Annotated in this window: 15 protein-coding genes, 1 other RNA gene and 1 pseudogene; 7 read left to right on the forward strand and 10 right to left on the reverse strand. The window is 46.3% G+C overall.

All coding sequences use genetic code 11. The annotated features are described in order from the left end of the window. Positions 1-108: 108 nt before the first annotated feature. The 6 genes and pseudogenes from ACFQ2O_RS11755 to ACFQ2O_RS11780 form a co-directional block, all read left to right on the forward strand. Positions 109-498: pseudogene (locus tag ACFQ2O_RS11755) on the forward strand (YetF domain-containing protein); the annotation flags it as partial. Then, positions 495-1,187 (forward strand): DUF421 domain-containing protein, encoded by a 693-nt coding sequence (locus tag ACFQ2O_RS11760; RefSeq protein ID WP_377527709.1) that lies wholly within the window; start codon positions 495-497, stop codon positions 1,185-1,187. The pseudogene ACFQ2O_RS11755 and the gene ACFQ2O_RS11760, both read left to right, overlap by 4 nt. A gap of 119 nt (positions 1,188-1,306) precedes the next feature. Continuing rightward, positions 1,307-1,404, forward strand: an RNA gene (gene ffs, locus ACFQ2O_RS11765) — signal recognition particle sRNA small type. A 223-nt stretch (positions 1,405-1,627) separates the two neighbouring features. Beyond that, a complete protein-coding gene (gene fsa, locus ACFQ2O_RS11770; RefSeq protein ID WP_377527712.1) occupies positions 1,628-2,284 on the forward strand; it encodes a fructose-6-phosphate aldolase in 657 nt (218 codons plus the stop codon). A 106-nt stretch (positions 2,285-2,390) separates the two neighbouring features. Continuing rightward, complete coding sequence (locus tag ACFQ2O_RS11775; RefSeq protein ID WP_377527753.1) at positions 2,391-2,594, forward strand: fructose-6-phosphate aldolase; 204 nt, start codon at positions 2,391-2,393, stop codon at positions 2,592-2,594. Between the two features lie 6 nt (positions 2,595-2,600). Continuing rightward, positions 2,601-3,311, forward strand: coding sequence for a cell division ATP-binding protein FtsE (locus tag ACFQ2O_RS11780; RefSeq protein WP_377527715.1), 711 nt, complete (start codon positions 2,601-2,603; stop codon positions 3,309-3,311). A 61-nt stretch (positions 3,312-3,372) separates the two neighbouring features. Here ACFQ2O_RS11780 and ACFQ2O_RS11785 read toward each other — a convergent pair whose 3' ends face one another. Beyond that, positions 3,373-4,035, reverse strand: a complete 663-nt coding sequence (locus tag ACFQ2O_RS11785; protein ID WP_377527718.1) for a hypothetical protein — start codon at positions 4,033-4,035, stop codon at positions 3,373-3,375. Between the two features lie 157 nt (positions 4,036-4,192). Here ACFQ2O_RS11785 and ACFQ2O_RS11790 point away from each other — a divergent pair, with 157 nt between their 5' ends. Continuing rightward, entirely contained in the window at positions 4,193-5,311 is a 1,119-nt protein-coding gene (locus ACFQ2O_RS11790; protein WP_377527721.1) for a DegT/DnrJ/EryC1/StrS family aminotransferase, read from the forward strand. Between the two features lie 33 nt (positions 5,312-5,344). Here the strand turns inward: ACFQ2O_RS11790 and ACFQ2O_RS11795 are convergent, their stop codons facing one another. The 9 genes from ACFQ2O_RS11795 to ACFQ2O_RS11835 form a co-directional block, all read right to left on the reverse strand. Continuing rightward, positions 5,345-6,832: a lipopolysaccharide biosynthesis protein gene (locus ACFQ2O_RS11795; RefSeq protein WP_377527724.1), complete on the reverse strand. Its 1,488-nt coding sequence runs from the start codon at positions 6,830-6,832 to the stop codon at positions 5,345-5,347. Positions 6,833-7,008: 176 nt separating this feature from the next. Then, positions 7,009-8,286 carry a hypothetical protein gene (locus ACFQ2O_RS11800; protein WP_377527727.1) on the reverse strand — a complete coding sequence of 426 codons (1,278 nt, stop codon included), beginning with the start codon at positions 8,284-8,286 and terminating at the stop codon, positions 7,009-7,011. Positions 8,287-8,289: 3 nt separating this feature from the next. After that, on the reverse strand, positions 8,290-9,330 hold the full coding sequence (gene pseI / locus ACFQ2O_RS11805; protein ID WP_377527730.1) for a pseudaminic acid synthase: 1,041 nt from the start codon (positions 9,328-9,330) through the stop codon (positions 8,290-8,292). Between the two features lie 15 nt (positions 9,331-9,345). Further along, the gene (gene pseG, locus ACFQ2O_RS11810) at positions 9,346-10,842 is read right to left on the reverse strand and encodes a UDP-2,4-diacetamido-2,4,6-trideoxy-beta-L-altropyranose hydrolase (protein WP_377527733.1); all 1,497 of its coding nucleotides are present in this window, start codon (positions 10,840-10,842) and stop codon (positions 9,346-9,348) included. Continuing rightward, positions 10,829-11,521, reverse strand: a complete 693-nt coding sequence (gene pseF / locus ACFQ2O_RS11815; protein ID WP_377527736.1) for a pseudaminic acid cytidylyltransferase — start codon at positions 11,519-11,521, stop codon at positions 10,829-10,831. Before pseF ends, pseG begins: the two co-directional genes overlap by 14 nt. Then, on the reverse strand, positions 11,518-12,723 hold the full coding sequence (gene pseC / locus ACFQ2O_RS11820) for a UDP-4-amino-4,6-dideoxy-N-acetyl-beta-L-altrosamine transaminase (protein ID WP_377527740.1): 1,206 nt from the start codon (positions 12,721-12,723) through the stop codon (positions 11,518-11,520). Before pseC ends, pseF begins: the two co-directional genes overlap by 4 nt. A gap of 30 nt (positions 12,724-12,753) precedes the next feature. Further along, entirely contained in the window at positions 12,754-13,773 is a 1,020-nt protein-coding gene (gene pseB, locus ACFQ2O_RS11825) for a UDP-N-acetylglucosamine 4,6-dehydratase (inverting) (RefSeq protein ID WP_377527743.1), read from the reverse strand. Positions 13,774-13,926: 153 nt separating this feature from the next. Continuing rightward, positions 13,927-15,552 (reverse strand): AMP-binding protein, encoded by a 1,626-nt coding sequence (locus tag ACFQ2O_RS11830; RefSeq protein ID WP_377527746.1) that lies wholly within the window; start codon positions 15,550-15,552, stop codon positions 13,927-13,929. 274 nt (positions 15,553-15,826) lie between these two features. Beyond that, positions 15,827-17,149, reverse strand: coding sequence for a glycosyltransferase family 4 protein (locus tag ACFQ2O_RS11835; protein WP_377527749.1), 1,323 nt, complete (start codon positions 17,147-17,149; stop codon positions 15,827-15,829). Between the last annotated feature and the right edge of the window lie 78 nt (positions 17,150-17,227).

The raw sequence follows: 17,227 nt of genomic DNA on the forward strand, positions 1-17,227 counted from the left end.
GGTGAAGTCATTCATGGTAAGAAAGGAGTAGAGTTTGGTCTCTTTATCCTTTAACATACCTGGATGGCTTCATCGTTTATAATCGCAACTTGAGTTAAGTATAAAAAGGTTGAATTGATAACACAGGGAGACCTGAGCCTGATGGTGAAGAACGTAGTGATGCAGTTGGAGGAGATGGCAAAGTCACGGGTATCCAAGGATCAGCTTTTTGGTGCGCTTCGCACGCACAGAATCAGGCACTTGGGAGAAGTTAAGCGAGTATATCTGGAATCAGCCGGCTTGTTTAGTGTGTTTACTTATCAGGAGCCAAAGCCCGGATTAACAATCATACCAGAAAAAGACGTTCGGTTACCACAACCGGTAGAGCAGGAACACATACACCTGGTATGTAAGAACTGTGGTTACCTGGCAGATTACAATGATAATTTTATGAACAAGGCTTGTGATGTTTGCGAGCATAAAGAGTGGACATACCCTATAAGCAGTGAGTCAGCATGAAGCCGGAAGACATACATATTACTGATTGGATGCGCATATTTCTGGGCGAGGTGCCATGGACTTTTCTGCTAGAGGTTGTGGTCAGAATCTTCTTTATTTTTGTTGTACTGATGGTTTCTATGCGCCTTATGGGGAAACGTATGGCTGCACAGCTTACCAGAAATGAAATGGCTGCGCTGGTTTCGTTGGCCGCGGCTATAGGAGTGCCTATGGCTGACCCAACCAGAGGGCTGCTTCCTATCGTCATTATTGCCGCTGTGGTAATAGGTGTACAAAGAATAGTGTCCAAACGCTCCGAAAACAGCTCTAAGTTTGAAAGTGCCATTTTAGGTGACATGGATATTGTTGTGAAGGATGGGGTGATGCTTTTAGATAACATGGAGCGCACTAAATTAACACGTGAGCGGCTGTACGCAGAATTGCGCAGCGAACAGATTTGCAATTTAGGTCAAACGGAGAGAGTATACTTAGAAGCAAATGGATCGTTTATAGTATACAAGTATAAAGAACGAAGACCAGGGCTCTCACTAATACCGCCATGGGACGCAGATTATTTTGAAGAACAAAGCCGCTTAAAAGATTCCTATGCCTGTAAAAGCTGTGGGGCTGTGGTTAGAGGTAAAATGGATCCAGCACTACCTTGTGCCAATTGTGGAAGTAAAGAGTGGGCGCAGGCAGTTTGTGATTAATAAAAAAAATATCTGAACATAATGGCTTGTTTACTAAATATATAAGAGTGTATTAGTAGCCATGCAAACATTTTTTATCTAAACCATTTGCGCTGAAAGATAAAATTGGTACCTTTGCAACGGCAAATCGGCACGGCCAGCTCCCGTCGAACTCCCCCAGGACCGGAAGGTAGCAAGGGTAGACGGTTGAAGCGGCGCGATGTTGGTTTGCCACTTTTTTTTGCCCATACCTCAAGTTATTCCCTCTTTTCTGCTGTTTTACCTGAGCTGGATGGCATGCACATTCTGGCTCTGAAATAGAACAAATCTTCTCCTGTAATAGCTGTAAATCTGCCAGAAGCTTCGTTCTGGCTTTTAATGCTGCTTATCTTTTTTATAATGTCTTTTGTCTTAGTTCATATTGCGTTAGATTTGTAAACAAATCTACTATCTTAAGAATTATGAAATTTTTTATCGATACTGCAAACCTGCAGGAAATTCAGGAGGCATACGACCTCGGCGTTCTTGATGGTGTAACCACTAATCCATCTTTGATGGCCAAAGAAGGCATTTTTGGCCATGACAATGTGATAGCGCATTACAAAAAAATCTGTGACATTGTAGATGGTGACATCAGTGCCGAAGTTATCGCAACTGATTTTGATGAGATTGTACGCGAAGGCGAAGCGTTAGCTGAACTTCACCCTAACATTGTGGTAAAGGTGCCTATGATACGCGATGGTATCAAGGCTATCCGTTACTTCAGCGATAAAGGCATTAAAACCAACTGCACGTTAGTGTTCTCTGCTGGCCAGGCGCTTTTAGCTGCCAAGGCAGGAGCAACCTATGTGTCTCCGTTTATTGGCCGCTTAGATGATATTTCTACAGATGGCATGCAGTTGATCGAGCAAATTGTTCAGATATATGGCAACTATGGCTACCAGACGCAGGTTTTAGCTGCCTCTGTTCGTCATACAATGCACTTATTGCAGTGTGCTGAAATCGGCGCTGATGTAGTAACGTGCCCACTTAACGTAATTACAGGCTTATTGAAGCACCCACTTACTGATAGCGGCTTAGAGAAGTTCCTGGCTGACCACGCGAAAGGCAACAAGTAATTAGAATTACGAATTACGAATTACGAATTAATAATGGAGGTGTTTCTTCTTAGAATCAGTCCTGAAGGTTCGTAATTCGTGATTCTTAAATTCGCAAATGAAAAAGATGTACATCATCAAAGTAAAAGGTAAAGCCAAAATTCCGGATTATATTCAGTTGCGCGATAGCAATTTTGTGCTGATTGCATATTTCAGAGCCGATCGCCCGCTCAAAAACCTGGATCGCTATGGCCTGGAGGGAAAAGAAGAAGCCCTTGCAGCCCTTATCAGCTCTCTTGAGTTCGGAAAACTACAGAAATTAGAATTATAAGTACCTATGAATTTTTCCTCCACACCCGTAGTATCGCTGCGCGATGTTGCTATTTACCAAGACGTTAACACTATACTGAGCAATGTTAATTTCGATATTGAGAAAGGTGAGTTTGTTTACTTGGTAGGGCGCACAGGAAGCGGGAAAAGTTCTCTTTTAAAAACGCTTTATGGTGACTTGCCGCTGCTAGTAGGCCATGCGGCGGTAGCGGATTTTAAACTGGGCAAGCTGCCACGCAAGCAGGTGCCATACCTGCGCCGCAAAGTGGGTATTATATTTCAGGACTTCCAGTTGCTGTTCGATAGGACAGTGGCAGAGAATCTGGCTTTCGTTTTGCGCGCCACCGGCTGGAATGATAAATCAAAGCGAAAGCAGCGTATTTCAGAAGTGTTGATGCGCGTAGGGCTTGATGCAGCTGCCAATAAAATGCCACACCAACTTTCAGGTGGTGAACAGCAGCGTGTGGTAGTAGCAAGAGCCTTGCTAAATGAGCCTGTTATACTTTTTGCCGATGAGCCAACCGGTAACCTGGATCCTCTGGTGGCTGATGAGATCATGAAGCTTTTCCTGGAAATTAACAAACAGGGAACAGCCGTCTTGATGGCTACTCATAACTACGAAATCATAAACAGGTACCCACAGCGCGTGCTAAAATGCGACCAGGGGCAGGTGCTTGACTCTCAGGTGCAAGAATTTAACCTTCTAAACGGGTATTAACAGCATCAGCCGTAGCTTAATGTAGCTGTTATACTTTAGAAAATGAGCTGCTGAGGCAGGGTTATCTACCGGCGATGTTAGAATTTTCTCTTATCTCCCGATAACGATTTTGCGCTTGTTCTATAGAATTTTTGGCAGAAGGGTCCAGTTCATCTTCTAGCGTCTGAAAGCGATTGTTTAAGGAGTTCCACCAGCCTTCAATCTGGTTCCAATCGCGCTGCTCGTATTGGGCAGTGTTTTGTGCCAAAGTAGCGATAAACCGATCATATACCGATGCGATATTCTCTGCTGTAACATCGCTCATATCAGGGTTCTTCACCTCCAGACCAAGCAAGTCCCGGCGAAGCATTGATCGTCGGCCAGCTTCAGCATACTGCCGCTCCCGCTGTTGCAATGCTCTGTTGTAGCGCTGATCTAAGTCGTTTACTTCGGCCCGCTGCTGCTCATCTAGCTCCTCCAGGTTTTGCTCTACAACCGCTCTGCGCTCGTTGTACGTCTCCTGCAGGTTAGTTTTTTCTGTCTCCCACCTGGAGTTATCTTCTTCTGCCTGTTCCAAAGCACGCATTTCTACTTCAGACAAGCTGTCCTGTTCAAATTCAGAGACATAATTGCGGTAATCGTTTAAGGATTGCTCACTACTGGTAGCAGTTTCAGACTCGCTGCTGTTGCAGGAGTAGAGTAGTGGTAGGCAAATGAATAGAAGTATAAATTTTGACTTGTTCATAGTTTTAGCTGATTGTCTTAGTTTTGTATGAACGCGGTGATCGTGCTTGTGGTTTTGCAGGTGATTGCCGGGTGTGGTTATGCACAAACGAAATAAGTGTGCTTAGAAAAGACGTATACTTACTGTTAATAAGCCGTGCTCAAGTATAAATTAAGCCATGGAAGACATTAAAATGACAGCCACAAAGGCTCCTTATGCTAAACTGAAACCTGCCCTGGATGCTGCTTTTAGTGCTGTAATGGCACAAATGGATTTTGAGGATGGGCCACAAGTACAAAGTTTTGTCCGTAGTTTAGAAACCTATTTCCAAGCACCCTACGCCTTGCCCTGTACTGATGGGGTGGAGGCGCTAAAGGCTTCTTTGAGATTGTTGCAGTTACCGGCACAGGCTGAAATTATAGTTCCGGCTTTTGGTGATGCGATGCTAGTAACGGTACTGTTGCAGTTAGGTCTTAAACCGGTTATTGCTGATGTTGATTTAGATACCTACACCGTAACTGCTGCCACAGTCGCAAAAGTAATCACTTCGCAAACTAAAGGAGTGGTAGTTTCTCACTTGTTCGGGCAAGGTGCTGCTGTTTTTGAAATCAGGGCGTTGTGCCAAACCTATAACAGCTGGCTAATAGAAGATGCCAGCCAGGCGTTAGGTGCGGTTTATACAGCGCCAGACGGTAAGAAGCACAGGGCTGGTGCTGTAGGAGACGTAGGTATCACTAACTTTTATCCTACAAAACCTGCCCTTGACTCCGGAGAGGGAGCAGCCGTTTTAGTAAATAATGCGGCATTAGCAGCAACAGTAGAGCAGATGCAAGTACAGGGGATATTAGGCGAACAGGTATACCGCTCCCGCCTTGGCACATTACAGGCTGCGATGATGGAAGTAAAATTACCCTTTGTTGAGGAGTATAATGCTGCCAGACAAGAGGTAGCCCATTTTTATGACAGCGCTTTCAGAGGTATAGCCGGCGTGCAGGTACCGCAACAAACTTCTGATAGATGCCATACTTACCAACAGTATACTATTACTGTCGCACCTGAACTGCGCGATGGGTTGCAGCAGCACCTGTATGAGAATTACATACCTAGTGCGGTGTTTTATGCGCAACCTCTTCACCAAACTTTTCCTTCACTAACCTTTAATAATTCACAACAGCTATCAGGTGCGGCCAAAGCAGCTAAAAGTACGCTTTCGCTACCGCTACACTCAGAACTTAAAGAAGAACAGCTAGCCTATATTTGTCAAAATGTGGTAAATTATGTTAAGCAGAATGTTTGATCATACTTCTCTAGTACAGCTATGGCTATCATTCTATAGTTTAAGACCCGTGATGCCGTAGATTACTTTGCGCAACCAAGCGTTCATCTCAGGGTAAACGTTAAGATTTAGAGCAAGAGTGGCATAAATGGCTGTGATCAGGATAGAGCGTATTAGCATATCCAGGAATACATTGCCGAGATAAGGCAGGAGGTAAGAGGCTCCCAAAGTTATGGCGCCTATGGCCACTATACCGAGTGCATGCCATGTAAAGGGCTGTATCCTGAAAATGACCTGCACAAAAAGAAGGCGGGCCACATTCATGAATATCAGGGAAATCATGGAAGCAAGGGCCGCTCCTTCAATCCCGTAGCGAGGTATAAAGTACCAGTTCGTCCAGATGGTTAGCCCGGCAAGTATGATGTTGAAGCCGAGGTCCCACCTATACTTATCTGACGTGGCAAGTATAGCCCCGTTCAAACTGGTAGCTAAATCCACCAGCCTCGCTATGGCTAGAAACAACACAACGTACTTGCCGCTACGGTAGCTTTCTGGCATAAAATCGAACAAGTTGTCGATGTTCGCCCAGATGCCAACAAAGAGCAGCAGACCAACGATCAGGTTGATCATAGTTACGTTCTGGTACAGCTTCTTCATGCCCTTCAGGTTCTTGTCTTTCCAGAATTCAGCTACCTGCGGTTGCGCAATTTTAAGTATAGATCTGCCGGGTACCAGTATGGCGCTTGTCATGAAAAAGGCCGTAGTATAGATGCCGTTTGCTGCAAGGCTGTAGGAGGAGATCATAACCTGATCTACCGTGGTGATGATAGTGGTAGAGATATTACCCAGAAAAGTAAAGAAGCCATAGTAAAACACTTCCCTAATGGGCATGATATTCAACACAGCCAGCGAAGGTTTTACAAAAAGTTGTTTCAGCCATATTACATACATCACCAGCACCAGTGCTCCCACAGAATTCACAACGATGTACAGCAGCACAAAAGTCTGGAACTCCATTACCCCCAGCGCATAGATACTCACTAAAACCGTTGTCAAAATACGTAGCAGGAAATCCTGCACAAAAGAGGAGACAATGGTTTTGTACAGCGACCGCAGATAGGCGGTGAACATGTTGAAGAGCAGCGTGCACAGCGCAAGCGGAATCAGGTAGTAATAATAGTCAACGATGAGCGGAGAATTTTCCAGGTAATAACCTACAACTGTTGGCTTAAACAGCAGGAAAATAGCAGTGATAAGTATAAAGCCAAGTATGGGAACAGCAAGCAGCAGAAACAGGAAGCCGTTGTGTTGCTTTTCTTTGTCGCGGAAGTATGGAAAATAGCGCACGCTCATGTTCACGAAACCAAGCGCCGAGAATTGGGCATACATCACCGAAATAGATAGGAGCAAGCGCGTCAGGCCAACTTCTGCTTCATCCAGTATGTTAGGGAAAAGCAGGATGGTATTGATGTAGCCGATAACTATTCCGGCATAAGAAATGGCCGTGTTCCAGATACCTTCGCGCTGTAATGTTCTGCTCATTTATGTTAAGAGGTGTAGTGCAAAGGTAGTAAATGGTATGAGTTTAAGCTGATAGTTTCTGAAGAGCTTGTAGTACTGATGCTGCTTTCAAACGGCATAGCGTATACCGGCTTTTTATCTTGCAGGTTCCTTCCATGCGCATGCTTGCTTTATGCGATGCAAAGGTTTGGTGACTGCTATTGACGAATATAGTCTTTGATATGCGCTAGCGCCAGTGCTGCACTTTTTCCTTCATTTGCTGTGCAAACTGTTGCATTATAATACTGCGCCTGTTCCACTACCCGCGGCCTCTCCTGAAGGCGGCTTTCTAGCATAGAAACTAGATGATCTGGTGAGGTTGCTACATCCACTAATTTGTTTCCGATAAAGCCATAGTAATCAGGCAGTGGTTGCGTCGGATTAAATTCATAGAAAATACTCCAGATATTCAGCATTACGGCTTCCAGGTGTATGGCAGAATTACCACTGATTTGCACATCTAACTGTTGCAAATACTCAAAAGCAGATTGGCTACGACTATCAGAAAGAATTATGTTATCTGCCATAGCGGCCAAAGCAGCAATATTTCGTGTGTCGCGGGGGTGTGGGCGAAGTATAAAACTGATAGCTGGAAATGCGCTTGATATACGCTGTAATACACGTTGTACTTCCTTCACATCATCCAGTAAGTTACAGCCGAGACCCACTGTTTTAATACTGGTACTGAAATTGCGCTTACCTACAAAAGCATCAGCCTTTGGCATGCCTATCAATTCTACCTTCCCGGCGATAGGGCCACAAAGTTTATACTTTGTAAGTGCATCATGGCCTTCCAGTAAATTAAGGTCGAACGCCAGTGGTGGGAAAATTGGGCTCACGCTAGCGTGCTGTAAATAAATGGTTTTGATACCTGAGGCTTTGGCAGCTAACAGCATAGCGCGCGCATCCGCATTATGGTCATTTGCAAATACAATGGCAGCAGGTTTATACTTGTGTAGCTTCTGTAAGTATATTTCATAGAAGCCCACCGAATCATAGAGCAAATCAAAGAAGCGGAGTGTACTTGCCTTTTTATACTTTAGAAACAGAAAGAGCAGCGGCAGGAATTTGTAATAGTACAGCAGTTTCTTTCTTAAAGATAGTCTGTTTACAAAAGGATTATACTTTCCCAGTTCTTTACTTTGTCCTGCAACAAAAGATACGTTTTGAAGTTCTTCAGAAATGAATTTGAGGCTATCATAGTTGTTTTGACTGACAACATAAAGCCATACTTTGCCCTGGAGTTTCTCCGGTTTCTCTACAACCTTTAGCAGGTTACCCAGCAGGCGAACCACAGTATACCCAGCCATGCGCAGCAGGCGCATGAGCGGTTTTTGTGGAGACACAGCACTTTTAGCACTGTCGGGCAACGCTAAAAAATTACCTGAAAAGTGCATGTAAAGTATAGAACTATAGATTTCAAACCACTTTTGCATGTGTTATACCACATCCCAAGTAAGTGGTGTGCCCGCTTTTATGCTTTGTTTGGCTGCTTTTCCCAGCAAGCTCTCAAAATGCTTGGGGGCAAGTCCTAAACCAGGGCGAATCACTCGGATGTTCTCTCTTGTTAGTTGCTCGCCAGCGGCAATATCCTTCGCTGCATAAACAGAACGCTTGAACAGACGGCTCTTTTCCTCGGCGCGCTGTACACCGTACTGCACTCTGCCTAATGCCAGCCGGGCGCGTTCTGTCTCTACCACCAGCGCTTTAAGCTCCTCAGGCTCCAGCGAGAAGGCAGAATCCACTCCACCGTCAGCTCGCCGAAGCGTAAAATGTTTTTCTATAACGGTAGCACCGAGTGCCACTGCCGCCACTGCCGCCCCTATACCCATGGTATGGTCGGAGAGGCCTACCTGTACCCCATGCAGCTGGCGCATGTGCGGGATGGTTATCAGATTGGTGTTTTCAGGAGTGGAAGGGTAGGTGGAGGTGCATTTTAGCAATATAAGCTCCTGGCAACCCGCCTCCCGGAGCACCTGCACACCCTCAGCCACTTCCTGTATTGTAGCCGCACCAGTGCTCATGATAACAGGCTTGCCAGTAGCCGCTACCTTACGCAGCAGTGGGTGATCGGTATTTTCGAAAGATGCGATTTTGTATACAGGTGCCCCAAGCTCCTCCAGAAAATCCACCGCTGTTTCATCAAAGGGAGAAGAGAAAGCAACCATACCATGCTCTTTGGCTCGCTCAAAAATTGGTTTGTGCCATTCCCATGGGGTGTAAGCTTCCTGATAAAGGTCATACAGTTCGCGGCCTTTCCACAAAGAGTTTTCATCTTCTATGGTGAGGGCTCCGGGCATAGTCATGGTGTCTGCGGTGTAGGTCTGAAGCTTAATAGCGTCAGCACCTGCGGCAGCGGCAGCGTCTACAATTTGTAGTGCCCTTTCCAACGACTGGTTGTGGTTGCCCGACATTTCAGCAATGATAAAAGGCTTATGTGAGTCGCCAATCAGCTGATCAGCTATATTAATTTCGTTCATAATTAAATGCTATGCTTAAACTTTCACCTCTAGTATAAAGCGATGTGCGTCGGGGTGTAGTTTGTTTGGTTTGCCATAGGTAAAACCGGCTTTCTCGAAAGCTCGCACAGAAGCAATATTATCGCGCTGTACCAGTCCTTCTACTACTAGTATGCCAGGGTTTTGAGCCAGTAACTGCTCCACACCCTTTGAAAGCAATATATGCCCCAGGCCTTTGCCCCTAAACTCGGCTGAGATAAGATAGCCAAGGGTGGCAGTCGTGTTTTGTACTTTAAACCGGATTTGAGCGGCTGGTTTTCCTTTTACTTCAGCAATATATATGACCGTATGTGGGTCGGCAAGTTTGTCTTTAAACCAGCGTGTGTGGCTCTCTAAAAGTATAGTTGCTGAGTCAAAAGAGCGGCGGCGGACTTCAGGGTCGTTATTCCATTCATAAACCAGCAGCAGGTCTCCTTCTGTCACCTCTCTAAATGTAAGGTCAGTGGCAAGAGACAACCTGCGGAATATTTCCCGAAGCCGATCATCGCTATAACCGTCTATATACCGGCGTTGTATTTGCACCTGCTCCCGGAAAAGCTCTTCCAGCGATCTGTTACTTAGATGCGACTTGAGCTCCTCGTATCTCAAAGCGATTCCGTTCTCAGTGAGAAAGCTGTATAATCCTGCTTGGTTATCAGCCGTTTGCAGTACATAAAGTATACCGCCTACAGCCGCATACTCATAAGCTACACCGCTGGAAGAGGTGACAGCCACTGCGCACTGGCACATCAGCCGACACATTTGATCTGCTGTTAGGTTACGATGCAGGGCAAAGGCAGGGTAGAGGGCAAGCCATTGCTGTAGCTCCTCCAGGTGCTGATAAGCTCCGCCCACCACTAAATTAACCTGTGCAGAACAAGTATCAGCCAGTTCTTTTGCCAGCTTGAGGGTATAGTTGGCTGGATCAGCACCGCCCAGACTAACGAGCAATTGAAGAGGTGCAGCAGGTTGATGACGTGTTTGGCGGGCTGCTGCCATAAAAGGCTGGCGCAGCAGTGCATAATCAGTACCAAGCAGCAGCTTTGTATAGGGGGATGTTGTATATAAAGATGCCTTTACACCTCCTGCCTGGTTCAGAACGGCATCTGCCACAAAAGAATACGTGTGAATATCATCGATGCAGATAAGCGCAGCTCCTTTTGCCTTGATGCTTAACTGGTAATTTGTGTTGAAATTGTAGCCATCCAGCACTACAATTTCTTCTTTTGAGATATAAGCGTCTAACTCATGCGTAAAGCGATCTTCTGCTGGGGTGCAGGCAGGAAGAGCGATAAGTCCGTGACAGGTATGCTGTATTTGTTCCCGAAGATCTTTAGAGGGCGACTGAATAGCGAAAATGCACTCAAACTCCTCGCGCAGCATTTCTGCCAGCGCCAGCGAGCGGACTACATGGCCAAGGCCAATCTGGCTATTCCCGTCGGCGCGGAATATAATTCGCTGCTTTACGTCTTTGCTCTCTTTACTTAGTCCCATCCAGCAGTTTATACTTTAGCTCAGCTAGTTTCCAGTCAATTTCATTGTCGATATCCTGGGCTTCTAACTCTGATATTTCGAAGGCACCGGTTTTATCGGTGAATAATGCCTTTTTTTTGCAAAAAGCGTCTACCTTGAACCAGTAGAACTGTCCTGCATCGTGGAAGGCAGGTGTCAGGTCTTGTGACCGGCTGTTCAGGTGCTCCGGCCAGTTCAGCTGTGCTAAACCGTCTTCCAACCGAAAGCTGCGCCAGATCGGATAGCTATAACGTAGTACAGGGAAAACTGTATCATGGCTTTCCTTGATAAGTTTATCATAAGCTTTTTCTAAGGTGGCTGGCGTTACAAATGGAGCAGTGGGATAGATGCAGCACGCATTGTCGAACAACTTGCCAGAGGCTCTAAAATTGCTCAGCACCTCCTCCAGAACCTGTGCTGTTGTGGCAAAATCATCAGAAGCATCGGTGCTCCTCAAGAAAGGCACCTGTGCCCCGTACTGCTTTGCCACCTGGGCAATTTCTTCGTTATCTGTGGAAACCATCACTTCGTCAAACAAACCACAATTGATAGCGGTCTCTATAGAGTAGGCAATAATAGGCTTGCCAAGGAAGCTTTTAATATTTTTCCTGGGAATGCGCTTGCTGCCTCCACGTGCCGGTATAATAGCGATGTTACTCACCGCTGTACAAACTCTTTCACTTTTTCAATCACAAACTCCTGCTCCTCCTGTGTCAGGGTAGGGTACATGGGCAGGCTCAGGCACTCGCTGTAATAGTGTTCGGCAGCAGGGTAGTCGCCTTTGCTGTACCCTAAGCTGCGGTAGTATGGCATGGTGTGGGCCGGAATATAATGCACTTGCGCAAAAATGCTGTGCTCGCGCAGGAAATCATACAGCCCTTTGCGGTCCTGCACCCGGATAATGTACAGATGGTAGGCATGGCCTGTATCGGCCTCACGTAAAGCCTCTGGCGATGTGGTTAGTGTATCTATACCGGGTACATCAGCAAAAGCTTTATCATATACTTTGGCAATGCCCTTTCTTCTGGCAATGCCGGCATCTGCGCGTTGCAGCTGCGAAACGCCTAAAGCGCACAGCATGTCCGGAATACGGTAGTTGTAGCCTAGCTCCTGCATCTCCATGTACCAGCCGCCGTGGTTCTCCTCCATCAGTTCTGGGTCGCGGGTGATACCGTGAGTGCGCAGCTTGAGCAGCGCTTGATAGAGCTTCTCATCGTTCGTTGTCACCATGCCGCCCTCGCCTGTGGCTATGTGCTTGACAGGGTGGAAAGAAAAGATGGCCAGATCTGCATAATTCCCGTTGCCGCAGTTCTGTTTCTCACCCTTGCTATCGATAAAGTAGCCACCGGGAGCATGACAGGCATCCTCAATAATCCACAGACCGTGCTCGTCAGCTAATTTTTTAAACTCCTCCAGGTTTACCGGATTGCCGGCAAAATCCACAGGAATAATGCCGCTATAGTAGCCTCTCGGCTTGCTCTCAACCAACTCCCGCACTTTTTCCACATCCAGCAGGGCTGTATTTGGATCAATATCAGCAAATTCTACAGAGCCGCCGCAATAGCGCACGCAGTTGGCCGAAGCCACAAAAGTAATAGGCGTGGTAATTACCCTCGATTCCTCGTTCACACCCAGCGCCATCGCACACAAATGCAGCGCAGCTGTACCATTGCTTACTGCTACAGCATACTTAGCGCCAACGTAGTTTGCAAATGCCTGCTCGAACTCAGCCACCCGTGGCCCTTGCGTCAGAAAATCGGAAGTGAGCGTCTCCACCACCGCCTGAATATCATCTTCAGTGATGTTCTGACGGCCGTAAGGAATAGGTTTGGTGTTAGTGCTGAGTTTTGAGTTCTGAGTCACGAGTTAAAAAGTCTTAGGTATTGTATCTTCTCAAACTGTAAAATTCGAATCTACGTGCTGTCGGATTTGCTCACGTAGTTGATCTACTGTTAGCCAGTCGGTATTGGTGCCGGAGTTATACTTAAAGCCCATTTCAACCATGTGCCCTTTGTGCGCCTTCAGAAACTCATCTGTGTCCCAGATAGGAGTGGAGGGAAGTATAACATAGTTTTTTTCCAGCTCAACTGTGTTGAGGGAATCGGTTTCAGTGATCATCTCCTCATGCAGTTTCTCACCAGGGCGAATACCAACAATCTCCTGCTCACAAGCAGGCCCGATAGCTTCCGCTACATCTGTGATACGGTAAGACGGTATTTTAGGAACGAAGATTTCGCCGCCCCAATGGTTTTCCAGCGCATGAAAAACCAGCTCTACACCTTCTTCTAAAGAGATGTTAAAACGTGTCATATCAGGGTGGGTGATAGGTAAAACGCCGTCGGCACGCTTCTTCATAAAGAAGGGTACCACAGAACCTCTGGAGCCGATCACGTTGCCGTAGCGCACTACTGAGAAGCGAATATCGCGCTTGCCACGCATGTTGTTGGCAGCCACAAAAAGCTTATCAGAGCAAAGCTTGGTAGCTCCGTACAAGTTGATAGGAGCAGCGGCTTTGTCCGTAGAAAGGGCCACCACATCCTTTACCCCGCAATCCAACGCCGCGTTTATCACGTTTTCAGCACCCAACACATTGGTTTTGATGCACTCCATCGGGTTGTATTCCGCCGCAGGCACCTGTTTTAGCGCAGCAGCGTGTACGATTATGTCTATACCTTCGCAGGCGCGCTTAAAGCGATCACCGTCGCGCACATCGCCGATAAAATATCTTACAGATTTATACTTGCTGTGCGGGAACACCTGCGACATTTCAAATTGCTTCAGTTCATCGCGGGAGTAGATCACCAGGCGCTTCACGTTAGGGAAGCGCGCGTATACCATCTCTACAAATTTTTTCCCGAACGAGCCAGTGCCACCCGTTACTAATATAGCCTTGTTATTAAGGTCTAATGCCATTCTATGAATTTTTGCCTTTATACGCTGGGCTCAAAATTGTCACCCAATCATGTTGCAAGATACTTATTTTAACTAAAGCATGTATAGTGGCTGCTGTTGCAAAGTGCAGGTAGTATAAACTTAAAGTATAGGTGCTACGTTTGCCGGTTATTCTTACGGAATGGCCTCTAGCCCCAGTTCTTTGGTTGATATTGCCCGCATCTCCACTTTCCTGATTTTGCCCGTCACTGTCATCGGGAACTGATCTACAAATTTCCAATACTTAGGAATTTTATAGGTAGAGATTTTGCCTTTGCAATAAGCTGTGATATGCTCAGGTGTGATGTCATGGCCTTCCCGCAGCTTTACCCAAGCCATTACTTCTTCGCCATACTTAGCATCCGGCACGCCTATCACCTGTACATCCACTATAGCTGGGTGCGTGATCAGAAACTCTTCAATTTCGCGTGGGGCAATGTTTTCTCCGCCCCTGATAACTATGTCTTTTATGCGGCCCACTATCTGCACATAGCCTTCTTCGTCCATCACAGCTAAATCGCCGGTGTGCATCCAGCCATTGCGTAGAGCTTGTTCAGTGGCCTGCGGCATGTTCCAATAGCCCAGCATAACGGAGTAGCCACGGGTACAGAGCTCACCTTGCTGACCGCGAGGTAAAATATTGCCGGTTTCAGGATCAACAATTTTCACTTCCAGGTGTGGGTGCACGGTGCCAACTGTAGCAACGCGTTTGTCCAAGGGGGCATCTGGCAAACTTTGCAGCGATACAGGACTAGTCTCTGTCATGCCGTAGCAGACGGTCACTTCCTGCATATTCATCTTTTGCTGCACCTTTTTCATGGTCTCTATCGGGCAATTTGCACCCGCCATCACACCCGTGCGCAGAGATGAGAAATCATACTTTGAAAATTCTGGGTGGTCGAGCTCTGCTATAAACATAGTGGGCACCCCATAGAGCGAGGTGCATTTTTCATCCTGCACAGTTTGCATTACCTGGGCCGGGTCAAAAGATTCATCTGGTATTACCATACAGGCACCGTGCGTGATACAGGCTAAGTTCCCTATCACCATTCCGAAGCAGTGGTAAAAAGGCACCGGAATACACACCCGGTCTAGCTCAGTATACTTTAAAATCTCTCCTATAAAAAAGCCATTGTTCAGGATGTTGTGGTGCGACAAGGTAGCACCCTTCGGAAAGCCGGTGGTGCCCGAGGTATATTGTATGTTGATAGGGTTGTCGAATTGTAAGGAGTTTTCAACGGCTTCTACCTCTTCTGTACGAATACTTTTTCCTGCATCTAGAAATGACTGCCAGTCCCACTCCAGCACAACTGTTTGCTCTGGATAAGCGCAGGTTGGTTTTATCTGTTCTAGCATCTCTACATAATCGGTCTGCCGGAATCTTGGAGCAGCTATAAGTAGCTTTATCTGGCTTTGCTGCAGGGCATGCTGCAGGTCGTTGGTTTTGTAGGCCGGGTTGATATTGACAAGTATAGCGCCTATACGGGCTGTTGCAAACTGCACCAGTACCCACTCGTATCGGTTAGGCGACCAGATTCCGACACGGTCTCCTGCTTCGATGCCGTATGCTAATAAACCTTTGGCAACCTGCTCAACCTGCTCCCACAGTGCAGCGTAAGTCGCACGGTAATTTTGAGTTACCATCACCAAAGCTTCGCGGGTGCCGAATTTTTGTACTGTGCTGCGCAGGCTCTGGCTGATTGTTTCACCTCGTAGGGGTGTGGTGCTAACACCATGGCTGTATGAAAGTTTGTCCATCATTCAAGTGCTTAAAAGTTGAACTGTAAATGTTGAAACATTTTCTAAAATACGATTTCCTGCCCAACATTCAGTTACGACTTCTAAATTTATTTCAGAAGTATAATTAAGCGAAGGCTGATTTAGGAATGCCTGTAAATCAACGTATAAACGGGAAAGGTTGAAAGCCTCAGGCTACATTTCTAAAAGTATGCTGCCTGTGCAGGAGAAGGGGAAGAGGGCAGGAATAGCCTTAACTTTAAGGTATGGCTATACCTGCCCTAAGTATGACTGATATCTATTTTACCAACTGCCGAATTATCCCTGCCAGTTCTCCCGTTAAAGCCTCTCGGGAAAAGCGGGAGTGGTTAATATAAGGCAGGTCCAGGTTTGGATTGGTTTTCCAGGCTTTGGTGGACTGGTTCATGTGGTCCAGCATCAGGTCGTAAGCAGTGTAATGAAATAACCTTCCTGCCCCGCATTCATCAATGATACGGTCCATGTCAGAATGCACAGGTCCGAGCGCTATAATCGGTTTGTTGGCCGCTAAATACTCAAAAAGCTTGCCCGGCACATTCGCATATACATTGTCTACATCCGCAATAGAGATAAGTAAAGCTGTGCTTTCCATCATATACTTAATTGCCTGCTGGTGCGGTACATAAGGGATGAACTCTGTGATGCCTAATACTCCCGCTTTCTCAATCCGGCTTTTCATGCCCTCTGAGACCTTGCCTACAAACCGAAGCTTATAGTTTACATCGCTGTGTACCGACATAAGGTGCGCCAGTACTTTCAGGAACACGTCGATGTTATAATTTTCGGTGATGGTGCCAGTATAGGTAATCAGGTACTCGTTTTTAGGCGGCAGGCTATGAAACACGAAATCCTCCGCATCATACCCGTTCGGGATAACGTGAATTTTATTTACATCTATACTTGCTGGCTTGTTGAGGAACAGGCGTTTTGTGTCTTCGCTTGTCACGATTATAGCATCTGCCTGCTCTAATACCTGTCGCTCATACTTCTCATCCAGGCGCTTAGCCAGGGCTGTGTGGTATAGCTGGTCGTAGTAATGTATGTTTGTCCAGGGGTCGCGCAGGTCTGCTATCCAGGGCAGGTTATACTTCTTTTTTAGTTTTAGCCCGATAAGCTGGGTAGAGTGTGGTGGACTAGTTGTAACAATGGCTTTATACTTTCCCGTCTGTAGCAGCTCATCTGCCTTACGGATAGCATGCTTGTTCCAGCCTACACGAGCATCAGGAATAAATAAATTGCCGCGCACAAACTTAAACACCTTGTCTAATAAGGTGTCTTTGGTTTGCTGGTTAGCAAAGCCGCTATAGGGAATCTCTTTCTTGCCTGAAATTTTTTTATAATACTCAAATGGCTCTGAAGTGGCAGTGCGGTGTAATTCCACACCTTCAGGTACTTCTTTTGTAAACGTCTCGTCCAGCAAAGCATAGGAAGCCTGTTTCTCATCTACAGTAAGTACCGTTGGCTTTATACCTAACTGTGGAAAGTATTTGCAGAACTTTAATCCACGCTGCACACCTGGACCTCCTGAAGGCGGCCAGTAATAGGTAATATATAGAATATCAGTTAAGTCAGTTTTTTTCAAGGTTACTCCAGCATAAGTGTTAGTCAAATATAAGAATTATTATTCCATTAGAGGCTTTACGAGGTTGTATGGCAGCTG

It is taken from the genome of Pontibacter rugosus (genome assembly GCF_042678745.1).
GTDB lineage: Bacteria > Bacteroidota > Bacteroidia > Cytophagales > Hymenobacteraceae > Pontibacter > Pontibacter rugosus.